The 12,881-nt window shown below is 65.8% G+C and carries 17 protein-coding genes and 1 pseudogene; 6 read left to right on the forward strand and 12 right to left on the reverse strand.

What is annotated here, in order from left to right:
* Positions 1-839: 839 nt before the first annotated feature.
* From ACIQ9P_RS38880 to ACIQ9P_RS38895, 4 genes and pseudogenes are all read right to left on the reverse strand, one after another.
* Entirely contained in the window at positions 840-1,061 is a 222-nt protein-coding gene (locus ACIQ9P_RS38880; protein WP_402367147.1) for a hypothetical protein, read from the reverse strand.
* Positions 1,058-1,291 carry a hypothetical protein gene (locus tag ACIQ9P_RS38885; RefSeq protein WP_402367149.1) on the reverse strand — a complete coding sequence of 78 codons (234 nt, stop codon included), beginning with the start codon at positions 1,289-1,291 and terminating at the stop codon, positions 1,058-1,060. The genes ACIQ9P_RS38880 and ACIQ9P_RS38885 overlap by 4 nt, the downstream gene beginning before the upstream one ends.
* Positions 1,288-1,518, reverse strand: a pseudogene (locus ACIQ9P_RS38890) (ATP-binding protein); the annotation flags it as partial. The pseudogene ACIQ9P_RS38890 and the gene ACIQ9P_RS38885, both read right to left, overlap by 4 nt.
* Before the next feature lie 240 nt (positions 1,519-1,758).
* Positions 1,759-2,136, reverse strand: a complete 378-nt coding sequence (locus tag ACIQ9P_RS38895; protein WP_402367152.1) for a hypothetical protein — start codon at positions 2,134-2,136, stop codon at positions 1,759-1,761.
* Positions 2,137-2,266: 130 nt separating this feature from the next.
* Here ACIQ9P_RS38895 and ACIQ9P_RS38900 point away from each other — a divergent pair, with 130 nt between their 5' ends.
* Positions 2,267-2,500: a GntR family transcriptional regulator gene (locus ACIQ9P_RS38900; RefSeq protein ID WP_402367154.1), complete on the forward strand. Its 234-nt coding sequence runs from the start codon at positions 2,267-2,269 to the stop codon at positions 2,498-2,500.
* A gap of 41 nt (positions 2,501-2,541) precedes the next feature.
* Here the strand turns inward: ACIQ9P_RS38900 and ACIQ9P_RS38905 are convergent, their stop codons facing one another.
* The 4 genes from ACIQ9P_RS38905 to ACIQ9P_RS38920 form a co-directional block, all read right to left on the reverse strand.
* The gene (locus ACIQ9P_RS38905) at positions 2,542-2,901 is read right to left on the reverse strand and encodes a hypothetical protein (protein ID WP_402367157.1); all 360 of its coding nucleotides are present in this window, start codon (positions 2,899-2,901) and stop codon (positions 2,542-2,544) included.
* The gene (locus ACIQ9P_RS38910) at positions 2,898-3,122 is read right to left on the reverse strand and encodes a hypothetical protein (protein WP_402367160.1); all 225 of its coding nucleotides are present in this window, start codon (positions 3,120-3,122) and stop codon (positions 2,898-2,900) included. Before ACIQ9P_RS38910 ends, ACIQ9P_RS38905 begins: the two co-directional genes overlap by 4 nt.
* Positions 3,123-3,453: 331 nt before the next feature.
* Positions 3,454-3,876, reverse strand: a complete 423-nt coding sequence (locus ACIQ9P_RS38915) for a hypothetical protein (RefSeq protein WP_402367163.1) — start codon at positions 3,874-3,876, stop codon at positions 3,454-3,456.
* A gap of 211 nt (positions 3,877-4,087) precedes the next feature.
* Positions 4,088-4,309 (reverse strand): hypothetical protein, encoded by a 222-nt coding sequence (locus tag ACIQ9P_RS38920; RefSeq protein ID WP_402367166.1) that lies wholly within the window; start codon positions 4,307-4,309, stop codon positions 4,088-4,090.
* A gap of 30 nt (positions 4,310-4,339) precedes the next feature.
* Here ACIQ9P_RS38920 and ACIQ9P_RS38925 point away from each other — a divergent pair, with 30 nt between their 5' ends.
* Entirely contained in the window at positions 4,340-5,197 is an 858-nt protein-coding gene (locus tag ACIQ9P_RS38925) for a DUF5919 domain-containing protein (RefSeq protein ID WP_402367169.1), read from the forward strand.
* 721 nt (positions 5,198-5,918) lie between these two features.
* On the opposite strand, the gene ACIQ9P_RS38930 is transcribed toward ACIQ9P_RS38925, so the two are convergent.
* From ACIQ9P_RS38930 to ACIQ9P_RS38945, 4 genes are all read right to left on the reverse strand, one after another.
* On the reverse strand, positions 5,919-6,095 hold the full coding sequence (locus ACIQ9P_RS38930) for a hypothetical protein (RefSeq protein WP_402367171.1): 177 nt from the start codon (positions 6,093-6,095) through the stop codon (positions 5,919-5,921).
* Between the two features lie 16 nt (positions 6,096-6,111).
* On the reverse strand, positions 6,112-7,284 hold the full coding sequence (locus ACIQ9P_RS38935; protein ID WP_402367173.1) for a phage major capsid protein: 1,173 nt from the start codon (positions 7,282-7,284) through the stop codon (positions 6,112-6,114).
* Positions 7,285-7,742: 458 nt separating this feature from the next.
* Entirely contained in the window at positions 7,743-9,422 is a 1,680-nt protein-coding gene (locus tag ACIQ9P_RS38940; RefSeq protein WP_402367176.1) for a recombinase family protein, read from the reverse strand.
* A 74-nt stretch (positions 9,423-9,496) separates the two neighbouring features.
* Positions 9,497-9,631, reverse strand: a complete 135-nt coding sequence (locus tag ACIQ9P_RS38945) for a hypothetical protein (RefSeq protein WP_402367178.1) — start codon at positions 9,629-9,631, stop codon at positions 9,497-9,499.
* 249 nt (positions 9,632-9,880) lie between these two features.
* Here ACIQ9P_RS38945 and ACIQ9P_RS38950 point away from each other — a divergent pair, with 249 nt between their 5' ends.
* The 4 genes from ACIQ9P_RS38950 to ACIQ9P_RS38965 form a co-directional block, all read left to right on the forward strand.
* Entirely contained in the window at positions 9,881-10,747 is an 867-nt protein-coding gene (locus ACIQ9P_RS38950) for a helix-turn-helix domain-containing protein (RefSeq protein WP_402367180.1), read from the forward strand.
* On the forward strand, positions 10,740-10,931 hold the full coding sequence (locus ACIQ9P_RS38955; RefSeq protein WP_402367182.1) for a DUF397 domain-containing protein: 192 nt from the start codon (positions 10,740-10,742) through the stop codon (positions 10,929-10,931). The genes ACIQ9P_RS38950 and ACIQ9P_RS38955 overlap by 8 nt, the downstream gene beginning before the upstream one ends.
* A 552-nt stretch (positions 10,932-11,483) precedes the next feature.
* Entirely contained in the window at positions 11,484-12,206 is a 723-nt protein-coding gene (locus ACIQ9P_RS38960) for a hypothetical protein (protein ID WP_402367184.1), read from the forward strand.
* A gap of 203 nt (positions 12,207-12,409) precedes the next feature.
* A partial coding sequence (locus ACIQ9P_RS38965; RefSeq protein ID WP_402367187.1) for a hypothetical protein occupies positions 12,410-12,881 on the forward strand: 472 nt, incomplete at its 3' end.

The following is a 12,881-nucleotide window of genomic DNA, read 5'->3' on the forward strand; positions in this document are numbered from 1 at the left end:
CCAGAACGCCGCCCCACCCGCATCCACACACTCTGCACCCAACACGGCATCGCAACAGCAGCCTGACCCCAACCAGCTACTTCGCCAGCAGAGTCAGGCGGTCGACTTCCCACTCCCGGCGTCTTCTCAGGCGACTCCCTGTCGTGTGCGAGGGAGCTACCGAACCCGAGCCGCTCCACCTCACCCGACCTCGGCCGACTGCCCTCTCACCGGCCCGCGCGAGTGGCAGCCACTCACAACCCGCCGCACCTCCCGTGGCACACCGTGAAAGCCACCGGGAGACCGCGATCGCGGCCTCCCGAGCCCGACGCGGAGTGGGAAGTCGACCGGGCCGACCTCCCACGACGCCCCCGGGGCCGACCTGCCCACGGCCCGCCCGTACCTGCGTGATCGTGCCGCCCCGAAGCTCCGGTGGCTCCTTGCCGGGCAAGGGGCCACCGGAACATTGCCGTCCGTACCGGCCCCCGTCCGGGACCGCCGGTCGCCGACGCCGTTCGTTCTGGGGCGCAGGGCCGCGTGTGCACTGCTTGCCAATGCCCTCTGCCGCCTTGGAACAGGAAGTCGGCGGTTCCGACTTCCTTTTCCAAGCCATCCAGTGCCGACCGCCCCGCCGGTTGTCGGCTGCCGTCTGTGGTGAGTTCGAGGCCCAGGGGGAGCGGGAAGTCGAAACCGACGACTTCCCGCTCCTAGCCCGACTGGCCAGAACCGCAGCCTGGAGTGCCTCTCGGGCGAGGTCGAGCGTGGGTCGGCGCAGGACGTCGACGGGACGGGCTTCCGGCGCTCTTCCGGTGGCCCCTTTGCTGGTTGCAAAGGGGCCACCGGGAGCAGCTTCGAGGTGGTCAGTTGGGCTGGGGCTGTGGGTTGTCGGGGTCGGTCGGGTGGGAGGTCCAGGTGTGTTCGGTGGTGCCGTCGGGGTGGGTGTGGGTTTCCCAGTGGCCGTGGCGGGTGATCGGGGGTGGGGGCGGGCCGATCCTGAGGGCGGTGACGACGCCGGTGATCACGGTGGCGATGGCGAGGGCGAGGAGGACGGCGAAGGCCGCGCCGACGAGGAAGGCGCTCATCCCCGGGCCATCTCCCGCAGCAGGGTGAGGAGGTTGAGGAGGGTGGAGACGGGGGCGTCGCCGAAGTTCACGAGGAGGCGGCCGTCGATGGTGGGCTCCGAGACGGCGGCGGAGCCCCAGCGCAGGCCGAGGGGTCTGCCGCGTTCGTGGAGTTCGCGCAGGAGGGCGGTGACCTCGGGTTCGGTGTAGGTGCGCAGGATGCGGTCGTGGGGGTCGATCGGGGTGTTCACGCGGCGAAGTCCAGTTCGAACCAGACGACCTTGCCGGTCTTCGTGGGGTCGACGCCGAGCCGGTCGGCGAGGGCGCGCACGAGGTGGAGGCCGCGCCCGGAGACGGCGTAGGGGTCGGCGGAGATGCGGGGTTCGGGCAGCTCGGGGCAGTCGTCGCAGACGGCGACGCGCAGGGTGCTCGGCCGCAGGCAGACCAGGACGGCCGGGGCGGGGCAGCCTCCGTGCTGCCACGCATTCGCCTGCTGTCTCTTCCCGTAGTAAGAGAAGCTGAATGAATGCCCCGCCCAGGATCGGCCCGGACGGGGCTGTGAGGGTCTAGCGGGGCTGCTGTGGGGTGCAGGGCTTCCGGCACACCCAACGGCCGTAGGACGGGCCGCTAACCCGGTCCACGATGCCGATCACCTTGCCATCCGCCGTGACAGTGCCGCAGACGCAGCACGGGTATGCCATCCGCCTCTTCCTGGCTATCACGCACCTGCCCCGGTGAGTACGCCCGCGTCGGTTGCGTCGTTCAGCCAGTGCAGCGGATCCGGCAGCCCCAGGCGGGACGCGAAGGTGAGAACTTCCGCTTCCCCGCAGTACGGGCGAACGAGCCGGTTTTCCTCCCCTTCGAGGGGCAGTCGCCAGTCGGCGAGGTGCTTGGGGAGTGTCCAGAACCGTGACTCGCCCGGCAACGGCACGGGGGTGTGTACGGCAGGTTCAGCAGGGGGCTTGGGCTGGAACACCGGGCCTGCGCTGACGGGCAGGTGCAGCGCTATCAGGCCAGCCAGCAGGATGCCGGCCCAGGCGAAGAACACCCAAGGGATAAAGTTGGTCATGTCGGAGCCCTCCACGGCTTCGTCCATTCCCCGGGACGGTTGCAGCCGTCGCCGGGGCTTTCTGTTGTGACGACCTTACTGTGGGTCCCTACCCCTGTCTATCACTGCCTATAGCGCCCGACTCCCGCCAGCGACCGCCGACCGTTACCTTCATTGCATGGAGTTCGACCCGACCCGCCCGAAGTGGCGCCAGATCCGCGACGAGATCGTGCGCAAGATCGAAACCGGCGAGTACCCGCCCGGCTACCTCATTTCAGCGGTGCAACTCGAACGGGACTATGGGGTGGCTCGCGCGACTGTCCAGAAGGTGACAGCCGCGCTGCGGGCCGAGGGGCTCGTCCGGACCGAGACGGGGATGGGCAGCTTCGTCACGGGCCCGACAGCGAAATAGCCCCGCCCAGGCGACCCGCTTCCGGACGCGAAGTAGTCCGTTCAGGGCGCTGTCTTCACCTGAAACGGGAGTCGCGCGCTGGCCGGCGGGCGTCCGCTCCGGCTCTGTTCGTAGCGGTTCTCTACCCTGGGCGGTCCGGCACAGCTGACCGTCTTGAAGACGCGCCTTCCGGTGTCGTTCCTGCTGAGCAGAACGGTCGTGCGGCGAATTTGGTCCGTCACCGGGTCCTTCACGCGCTCGCGGCTCAGCAGGGTCCAGACGTGACCGTTCCCGTCCATGAATTGACCGAGCAGTGCGGCGGGCAGCCCCAAGTTCTCGATGCACCCTCCCTCGCGCCGCCGTGGGCAGAAACAGCCGCCGCTGTCGGACAGGGTGAGCAAGGGAGGGCCGAAGGGGTTCACGCCGTGTCTCCCGTCACGATCTCGCGGAGGGGGACGGGCGGGAAGGTGAAGAGTTCGATCCCCCGGACAAGGTCCGCCAGGGACGGCAGTGCCGGAGCGATCGACTCCACCGGGCACAGCCATATTTCGGCGTCCTTGCAGGGCTCCCGCAGGAACGAGACTCCGTGTTGAACGTCGTGCACAATGGCGATCCGGCCGGGCCCGCGTGTGTCGACCACCACGCAGCCGATCCCAGGCCCCAGGCCCGCCTTACCTTTCGGGCGGGCCCGAACGTCCCCGGCTGCCTTCGCGGCCTTCCGGGCAAGAACACGAGCTTCACTCACCAACGTGGGGCATCCTTCAACGATCGCGCCGGTCCTGGGTGGCTCCGTCCGTCCCGCCGGGGGTGTCGCACGACGGACGGAGCCCTTCCCCTGCCCGGTGTCCAGCCCCGGACGGGCAAGGGGGTCATCCGGCGGCACTGTCACGTGACTGCGCCGGACGTTGGTGCCCGTCCCGAACGCGGCTTCCCCATGACTGCTTCGCGCCCGGGACGGGGGTCTTGTGGGTGTGCTACTCGGGCGGTGCAGCAGCCTGTTCGATACGCCGAAGCTCCTCGGACTCGTCCGTGACGAGCAGCACGAGCGGCACGTCATCGGCGATGAACAGGTTCCGTCGGACCGCGTCGGCAACGGCGGTTTCGAAGTGTTTTTCTACGTCGACGGCCGACACGAACGGGGTGTGCAACGCCCCCTCGATCTCCAGCTCGTAGCCGACGGCGGGGACCACTTCCACGCGAACCTCACGCGCGCGCGGCTTGATCTTCCGGCCGCAGACCTGAACGGCAGGCTCGTCGGGGTGCCGCGTGGCGTAGTCCGGCGGCAGCAAGTAGCCGAACCGGCCACACGTGCACCGCCATTCGGGTGCGTCGTCCGTCTCTGCTCCGGTCAGCTCGACCGGGGTGCCACACGGGCAGTTGGGGGAACCGCCGATCACTTCCGCGCCTTTCGCCTGAGGGGTGCTGTTGCGCCTTCCATGAGTGCTGCCGCGCCGATGCTTCCGCCGCCGAAGACGGAGCTGAACGCCAGAAGGAACGTCACGCACCTGAACCACCAGGGCGTGTTGTGCATGGTCCGCGCTGCCAGCAGAGCGACGGCCAGGGCGACGACCGTGACCACCAGGACCACGACGCCGAACCGGCCACGCATCACAGCGCCGGACGCGGAGGGGCCCCGTTCGGGTCCGCCGGCTCAAGGTCGACGTGGTCCTTCAGGGGTTCGATCCGGTCCGAGTCGGTGGTCCACTCACACCCACCGCCGGGCGGTCGCAGGTGGACCAGTCCGCCGAGCGTGTCCATGTACTCGCCGACCTTGCCGCTTCGCTGGTCGCGCACCTGTTCGTTCTGCTTCGGGGTGTAGATCGTCCCCACCGCCGCCGCCTTCCGTCGTCGCTGTGCGTCATGAGCATCGACGGCAGGGGTGCCCAAGACACCACCCAAAGTCGGTACAGCCAGGCGGTGTTGGCGGTAATGTTCAAGAAAGCCCAAACGTCCCGGGGACCACTCTTGAACAATGAGCTTCGGCAAGCTATGGCGGAGGCGAGCCTGACACCCAGGCAACTGGCAGGCCGGATCGGTGTCACACCTAAGACCGTGGAACGCTGGGTCGCAGACGCTTCGCTGGTTCCGCATCAGAAGAACAAGACCGACGCATGTGCGGCCTTAGGGGTTGATGAACAGGTGATTTGGCCCAACGCAGTTCGAGCAGCGATCAAGACTGGACCGGACCGGGAAGTGCTCGCCACCTACCCTTATCGATCTGCCTGCCCACGGTCGGTTTGGGGGCAGCTTATCGAAGGTGCAGAAAAGGAAATTTTTCTCGCTGGATATACGAATTATTTCGTCTGGCTGGAACAGCAAGAGCTTCATCGAACTCTTCGGCGCAAAGCGGAAAATGGATGTCGAGTCCGCTTCCTCCTGGGAGATCCAGAGTCCGAAATCACGCGCCAGAGGGAACGGGTTGAGAACGTTGCGCTAACCGTGTCGACGCGCATTCGGATTACACTGGAGAACTTGGCCAAGCTTTCAGGAGTGGAAGGGGTGGAAGTCAGATTTAGTTCAGCCGACGACGGCGCAAACCACGTCAGCCTTTCGGTGTTCCGTTTTGATGACAATGCTCTCGTTACGCCACACCTTGCCAGGGTGGTTGGACACGATTCTCCAATGCTTCACCTGCGCAAATGTCAGGATCGTGGAATATTTGATCGATTCGCCGATCACGCGGAGGAGCTTTGGAGTCGAGGGGTCGGGGCGACTTAGAAACCCCGGAAACACAAATAGCTCGCCTGGCCTCAATCGACCAGGCGAGCTATAGGTTAACTGCTGTGACGCCCCTCTTAACGGGCACTAAGACCCCCTTAAGGGGTGCCTTTCTCCGGGCCCCTCAGCACGGCTTCGCCTACGCGGCAACGCAGTTGATCGCTGGGGGCGCGTGGGTCCGGCGCCACACCCAGGGCGCGTGTTTCGAGCTGGGGCCGGGATCGCCAGCGGCCACGGCCGGGAACTTTCGAAGCCCCCTGCCCGCCGGTGTCGGCACCAGAGGCGGAGCCTCTGGTCCAAGGTCAGGCGCGTGGGCGACACGCTGTGCAGCAGACGAGCCAGGCATCCGAACGCGGCGCTTGCTCGGCGCCAGCACGCAGCTTGTCCTTCGGCGCGTATGAGTAGCGCGGGCAGGAACGGCAGCGAACAGGAACCCAGAGCCGGTCACCGCCGTCCCGCAGCGCTCGCCCGGCCGGCTGAACCCAAGCGGGTCGCATCCACGACGGCCATTCGCTGAACCACTCGTCTGTGCCCGGGAGTTGGGAGGCCCTGAGCCCAACGAGCTGCCGGTTCTCGTCGACGCGGTGACCCGCCTCCACCTTCCGTCCCCAGCCCTGTTCGATGAGGTACCCCCCGACGTCGGAGGGCACCACCACCCGCATGCCCGCCCCCACCGGGGTCCGGTCGATCCGAAGCCCGGTCAGGAGTTCAACGAACACGGTCAGACCCGTACGGCCAGGCCAGCTCCCACCAGCCACTCCGCCTCACTCTGCGGAACCCCGTAGGTCTCGCCGTTCTGGAGAACAACCGAAGGGGCGCCGCCGCCGGTCGGACCGTAGCCCATCCAGCCCGTCATGCGAATGGAAACGGTCGGCTCATTGGCGTTGGATACAGTCATTTTGGCAAACTCCTTATCAGGCGGAAATGGTGATCTTGCAAACGGCGGCAGCATTCGGAACCGCGATGACGGAACGGGCAATCGCGCGGACCGCCGCGCCGTCCTTCAGGAAGCCGAAGTGATTGCTGATTTCGAAACCAGCATCCTTCCGCCAAACGGCAAAAATCTGGTCGGCCTCATAAATGAGAATGTCAGTGTTCGACATGAACGAGGACAGCCAGACGGGAATGCCGAGGATTGACCGCTGAATCCCGGCAGCGGGAGAACCGGCAGACTCGCTCAGAAGCGGCTTCAGGGAACCGGAGGTCTCCCGGAGTGCCATTAGGGAAGTCCATGAAGTCGGCGACATAACGATAGCCGATGCCTTCGCATTCGCCGATTCCAGCAGGCCGAACGCTGACACAAACGGGTCGAGATCCTTAAGGCCGCCCGTGACGGCCAGCTTCTGAATCCCAGTGGTGTTCGCAATACCGACGAAGCCCTTGCCAGTGCCGGTACCCACCAGGGCTTCGCGATCGAACCCTAGGGCGACGGTCCGCAGCAGTGACTTCGCCATGGGGTTGAGAAAAGCCGGACCGCCATCCTGAATAAGCTCGTTCGCGATCAGGTCGGCAACGGCGATCTTCTTCGGCTTGACCTTGAGCGGCTCCGCTCCGAAGCCACCAGTCGGAAGGTCGTCAAGCTCGCCGACGAAGCCAGCGGAGAAGTCCGACTTGATCACCGGGAACGAGTAGGTCTCCGCGTCTGTCTCCACCCGGTTCACGCCGGACGCCATGACGACAGACTGTGGGGCGAGAAGATCGACGAAGTTCTTCGCCACCTGTTCGGGGGAGAACGCCTTTCCCGTGGCGGTGGTTGTGATCCCTCGCGACAGCTCCAGCGAGCGATGCATGAGTTCACCGGGCGTCGCACTCGAAGTCTCATTCGAGTACCGATCGGCGCCACTTGCGGAGCCAGCGCCGCGAAGCGGATGCATCACCCGCAGTGCCGCCTCCTCGGCAGCAGCGGCGGATATGTGGCGCTTGGCCTTCGCATCCTCATCGGCTATGAGGTCGAGCAGCTCGCTCTCCCGATCCTTTTCGTTGCGGGCGAGCGGACGATCCTGCGCGTTCTCCGTGAGCTCTCGAAGCTGCCTTACTGCCGTCTCTCGCCGGTCTATCGCTACTTGCGCAATCTCGGCATGGTTCATTCGGCACTCCGCCCTAGGAAGGTTCAGCGACCCGAAAGGCGCGGCGCCGAACTGTTGTCGACTTCCCTAGAGCGCAAGGACTTCCCGCTGACGGTTTGACGGTTCTTCGAAGAATCGGGGATGCCTATAGATTTCTATAGGTCAAACCAAAACAGGCATCAAATCGTCAGTCCGTCAGCCCTGGGCGCCGAGGGCAGGCGCTGAGGTGCCGTTGCGGCACAGCGGCCGGCCACGATGGTGGTTTGGCGTTTCAGATGTCGATCCTGGCTTGCCTTAGAGTTTTCTTTAGTATGTTGAGAAGAGGGGTCAATACACCAAAACACCATCCTTGGCCGCCCGTACCGGCGCTGGCGAGGAAGGCGCCCCGTGCGATCGTGGCTTTGGAAGGCCGCAAATGCCCTTCTGAGGGCATGACGAAGCCCCGGCAGGCTCAGCCATGCCGGGGCTGTCAGGGGCCGTCAGGCCGCCTTGGCGGGCTCGTGGATTCGGAGACGTGACCCCGGGACGATCGGCTCGCCTCCCATTGGCAACTCTGCGATCTCCGCTGCCGGGTCGTGCTGTACCTCTGCCGTGATCTCGAAGCCCGTCGGGTGGTTCACGCCTCCCCGCTTCTTCATGCCCCTGCGCGGGAACAGCCGGATCACGACGCCGTGTTCCTCCAGCATCTCGCGTCGGGCAACGGTGTCGGCGGCGCGCCACTCGTCGGCCACGGTGCGGCCGGTGGGGACGGTGTACCAGCCAGCGGGCAGCTGGGGCTTCTTCTTCAACTCGGTGATCTTGTCGGTGATCCGCTTGTACTCGCCCTGGAACCACGCCGAGTCGTCGTCGGACTCGTACAGTCCGGCCTGCCGGTCGCCGCGCAACCGCTTCTTCGCCGCCTCGTGCTCGGCTATCTCGTTGGTGATCCCGTTCCCGGGGTCGTAGACGCGCTGCATGAGCTGAACGGTCCCGAACCGACCCAGGAACCAGGACTCGACCTCCGCGTCCAGGGCGGCGACGCCGAACGACGGGGCAGGCTTGCAATGCTCGGCGTCCTCCCATGCCAGGGTGTGTGCACGGCAGCTCCAGGCCGGAAGCCGGACCCGCTTGCCGTCGATGACCCCATCGGCGGAACTGGCACGCTCGGCCATGTGGTGGCAGACGCCGCACTTCACTCGCTGGGAGAGCAGCGCGGTCCCCTTGGGCGCACGCTGCTTCTTCGGCGTCTTGCGCTTCGGACCGAGCTTGGCCACCAGGGCGTCGTGGGTGGCCCGGTCCCACAGGGGCGGAGCAATGCGGACAGGCATGCCGTCGTCGCCGATCACGGCCCGACCGCCGTGCATGAGGTAACCCATGGCGGCTTCACTGATCAGAATCCGGACCAGGCTGTTCGGCCGCCAGGGCGCTCCCTTCGGCTCACGGCCGTACAGGATGGCCAGCCGATCGGCCGGGTTGGGCACGCCCGCCCGCGTGAGCCGGTGGATCTCGGTCCACGGTGTGATACTGCCGGTTTCGTCCGACAGGATGCGCCGCGCTACCTCCCGAATCGTCTCCGCCGACCCGGGGTCGATCTCGGTGTGGGAGATCTTCGCGGTCGGCGCCGGACGCACATGCCGGTAGCCGTAGCTCGGCTTGTGCGCCACCTGCCCGGCACTGCGGGCCCGTCGGGACTCCTGCCGGTTGCGCTCCCGGATACTGCGGTGCTCCATCTGCGCGCCGAACAGCTTGAGCGTGAACTCGCTCTCCTGGTTGGGGTCTTGTAGATCCCAGATGCCCCGATGGTCGGCGGTCACCAGAAGCTGCCCGCGCCGGCTGGTGTCCCGCGCGAGCGTGAGACCTTCGAGCACATCACGGCCGATACGGTCCACGGAGGACGCCACCAGGCCGTCGAACGGGCCGCGCTGCTCACGAAGCCACGGGCCGAGCTGCGGACGGGTGTTGGGGTCGGTGGCGCCCGAAACTTCCCAGTCGTCGGCCCACCCGATGATGTGCCCGCCGACCTCCATCGCCGCCGAGAGCACGTAGTCCATCTGTCGTTCAGGGCTACTGGTCGACGCCCGGACCCGCGACAGGCGGCGCAGGCCGAGCAGGCACTTCCCGCACCCGTCGTACGACGTCACGGGCGCTTCGCTCGCGCTGATCAAAGTCTTCAGTGCCATGGGTAACGCTCCCTACTCGTCTCGCAACGGGTGAGAGCGCAGGGACTTCCAGGGCGCTACTACGTGAAGCGTCCCTAGGCGTTGACGAACAGTTCCTGGAAGGCGAGTTCGGCGTCGGCGATGCTGTCCGGCGGCCACCCGGCGGTGCGGAGGAGGGAGCGGAGTTCGGCCCGGACGGCGGAGCAGTCGGGCGGGTTGCAGGCACGCATGGCGAACCTCCAGAGGGAGGGCAGGGAGGGGGGAGGAACGTACGCCGAAAGCGGGCAGCAGGCGCCTACCGCCGCAGAGAACAGGCGTTATTGACGATCCGTCGGATCGCTGTGAGACAGACCATAGCCCACGTCGCCACAGATTTGTGGCGCCAATCGGGAAGTTCCCCCTACCGTGGCATCCGGCCCGGATGGACCCGCTCGCTGTGGGCGCGGCACACTGGCCCTGCGCTATCCAGAGAGGACGCCATGGCCCTTCGCTCCAACCCAACTCTCCGTCAACGCAGGCTCGGCACAGAACTGCGGCGGATGCGGGAGCAGGCCGGCTTTGGAGGCAGCCAGCTCGCTCGCGACCTTGGTATCAACCCCGCTCACGTGACGCAGATGGAAGCAGGGAAGACCGGCATCAGTGTCGAGCGACTGCGCACCGTCGCCGCACTGTGCATGTGTGTCAATCAACCGTTGATCGACGCTCTCGCTGAAATCATCACAGCGCGAGGGAAGAATGGGTGGTGGGAGGAGTATCGCGGAGAGCTCGCCACAGACTTCCTGGACGTAGCGGAGCTGGAATCTGATGCGCGGAGACTCGTCACCTACACAACAACCTTCATTCCTGGGCTGCTTCAGACGACCGCCTATGCCTCAGCCCTGTTCTCCCAGACATACCCACCCCTGCCTCCCCACGAGGTCGAACTCAGAACGTCCTTCCGTATGAGAAGGCAGCTCATAGTGAAATCCGGTGCCGCGCCGTTCTGCGCTTTCATACACGAGGCAGCCCTTCGCATGCAGTTCAGTGGGCCGAGGGACCTCGCCGAACAGCTCGAAGCACTTCTTGCCGAATCAGAGCTCCCGAATGTCTCGCTCCGCATCGTTCCGTTCGGAGTCGATTCCGTCCCGAGCCCGAGCGAGAATTTCACCTATGCGGAGGGACCCGTCGTCGATTTGGACGCTGCACAGATGGACACAGGCCATGGCGGTCAGCTCTTCGACGCACCCGCACACCTGGCGAGATTCCGTGCGCTCATCGCGCAGATGGGATCCACAGCGTTGTCCGAGGAAAGGTCGCGAGACCTCATCCGGTCCATCATGAAGGAAAGTGAACGCAAGCATGGCTAGCCAGACCTGGCAAAAGTCCAGCTACTCCGCAGCAAACGACAACTGTGTCGAGGTGCGTGCTGTGAGTGGGCTGGTCGAACTCCGGGAGTCCGATGACGGCGAACTCATACTCCGCACCGCCCCCGACACCTTCGCCAGCCTTCTCCGCACCATCAAGTCCGGCGAACTCGACCACCACGCCTGACCCCCTGCGGCCCCTCGCTCCGCCCGAGCGAAGGGCCGCAACATCTGCACCGCACCGGACCGTTCATGTCCACGAGCAGCAGCAAGTGCGCACGGATGCACTCCTTGGCGGTACCCGGCCCCAAGAGGGATCCCTCGGCCAATTCCGAACCGGTCCGACCGTAGCGTCCCAGCTCCCTGGTGAACACCCTCACGCTTGGAGCCAAAGGAGTGGTAAAGGCCACCTCGGCATCCCCTGTCACCTCGGCAAGATCGGTGGACGAGGTGCCGGCGCAGCCCTTGCCCCGGAACGTCTCCATCGCCCGCGCGACGACGACATCCGGTTCGAAGCTCTTCGGCCTGCCCGTACCGCCGCCGTAGCCAGAATGTGAACTATGGGCCGAACACCTTGCAGGGCGGCCTGATCCGCTCGCTCCCCCTCCACGGCGATCGCGCCGCCCTGGCGCACCCCGCGACAGCCCTGTCAGCATCACCATCGGCGCGCACAGAAAGTGCGCGAATCGTTCACAGTGGCCACATCAGTGTGGTCACAGAACGCCGAGGGGATCCCGCAATGGCAATCAAGACCTTACGGAACCGCATCCCGCACCTGCTGACCGCCGTACTTCTGCTCCTGGGGCTGATGACCGCCGCAACCGCCCAGGCCCAGGCCGCACCGCAGCCGCTGGGCGGCAGCGCGACCGTGTGTTCCAACTCGCCGATACCGACCGGCTGGGTCGTCAACAGCGCCTCCACCAGCAGCAGCTGCGGCAGCGGCCGCGTCTACAACATCAGCGACACCACCGGCGTGAGCTACACCACGGTGTGCTCGTTCTCCCCCATCCCCACCGGCTGGGTCATCAACAGCGCCTCCACCACCAGTTACTGCGCGGGCGCCACCTACAGCTACAACATCACCAACAGCGCCTACATCAGCTACACCACCGTCTGCTCGTTCTCCCCCGTCCCCGCCGGCTGGGTGATCAACAGCGCCTCCACCACCAGCAACTGCGGCGGCGCCACCTACGCCAACAACATCAGCAGCACCGCCAACATCAGCTACACCACCGCCTGCTCGTTCTCGCCCATCCCCACTGGCTGGGTCATCAACAGCGCCTCCACTACCAGCTACTGCGCGGGCAACACCTACATCTACAACATCAGCAGCACCGCCAACATCAGCTACACCACGGTGTGCTCGTTCTCCCCCATCCCCGCCGGCTGGGTCATCACCAGCTCCTTCAGCACCAGCAGCTGCGCGGGCAACAACCTCGGCTACAACATCCGCAGGGCCTGACACCCCTCGCTCCGCATGCCCCCGCGCTCGATCCGAGCGCGGGGGCACAACCACGCCGATCGGGCCCGGCATCCGAACCCCTCAGGCGCCCTGGTGCACCCGCAACAGCCCTGAGAGCATCACAACCACCGCGCACAGAAATTGCGTGAATCGTTCACTGCGACTACACCAATGTGGCCACAGAGCACCGAGGGGATCCCAGAATGACCATCAAGACCTTACGGAGTCGCATCCCGCACCTGCTGACAGCCGTACTTCTGCTCCTGGGGCTGATGACCGCCGCAACCACCCAGGCACAGGCCGCTTCGCAACAGCTCACCGGTAGCGCGACCATCTGCTCCAACTCGCCGATCCCGGCCGGCTGGGTCGTGACCAGCTCGTACAGCAGCAGCAACTGCCCGGGTACCGGCTACGCCTACAGCATCACCGATACGACCGGGATCAGCTACGCCACGGTGTGCTCGTTCTCGCCCATTCCCGCCGGCTGGGTCGTGACCAGCTCGTACAGCACCAGCAACTGCCCGGGTACCGGCTACGCCTACAGCATCGCCAGCACCACCGGAATCAGCTACGCCACCGTGTGCTCCTTCTCGCCCATTCCCGCCGGCTGGGTCGTGACCAGCTCGTACAGCACCAGCAACTGCCCGGGTACCGGCTACGCCTACAGCATCGCCA

It is taken from the genome of Kitasatospora sp. NPDC094019 (assembly GCF_044764505.1).
GTDB lineage: Bacteria > Actinomycetota > Actinomycetes > Streptomycetales > Streptomycetaceae > Kitasatospora.

What these genes read in the sequence shown, in the direction of transcription:
- ACIQ9P_RS38960 (WP_402367184.1), top strand. Translation starts at nt 11,484, where the DNA reads ATGGCAATCAAGACCTTACGGAACCGCATCCCGCACCTGCTGACCGCC.
- ACIQ9P_RS38945 (WP_402367178.1), bottom strand. Translation starts at nt 9,631, where the DNA reads ATGCGTGCCTGCAACCCGCCCGACTGCTCCGCCGTCCGGGCCGAACTC.
- ACIQ9P_RS38880 (WP_402367147.1), bottom strand. Translation starts at nt 1,061, where the DNA reads ATGAGCGCCTTCCTCGTCGGCGCGGCCTTCGCCGTCCTCCTCGCCCTC.
- ACIQ9P_RS38895 (WP_402367152.1), bottom strand. Translation starts at nt 2,136, where the DNA reads ATGGACGAAGCCGTGGAGGGCTCCGACATGACCAACTTTATCCCTTGG.
- ACIQ9P_RS38950 (WP_402367180.1), top strand. Translation starts at nt 9,881, where the DNA reads ATGGCCCTTCGCTCCAACCCAACTCTCCGTCAACGCAGGCTCGGCACA.
- ACIQ9P_RS38925 (WP_402367169.1), top strand. Translation starts at nt 4,340, where the DNA reads ATGAGCATCGACGGCAGGGGTGCCCAAGACACCACCCAAAGTCGGTAC.
- ACIQ9P_RS38940 (WP_402367176.1), bottom strand. Translation starts at nt 9,422, where the DNA reads ATGGCACTGAAGACTTTGATCAGCGCGAGCGAAGCGCCCGTGACGTCG.
- ACIQ9P_RS38930 (WP_402367171.1), bottom strand. Translation starts at nt 6,095, where the DNA reads ATGACTGTATCCAACGCCAATGAGCCGACCGTTTCCATTCGCATGACG.
- ACIQ9P_RS38935 (WP_402367173.1), bottom strand. Translation starts at nt 7,284, where the DNA reads ATGAACCATGCCGAGATTGCGCAAGTAGCGATAGACCGGCGAGAGACG.
- ACIQ9P_RS38900 (WP_402367154.1), top strand. Translation starts at nt 2,267, where the DNA reads ATGGAGTTCGACCCGACCCGCCCGAAGTGGCGCCAGATCCGCGACGAG.
- ACIQ9P_RS38955 (WP_402367182.1), top strand. Translation starts at nt 10,740, where the DNA reads ATGGCTAGCCAGACCTGGCAAAAGTCCAGCTACTCCGCAGCAAACGAC.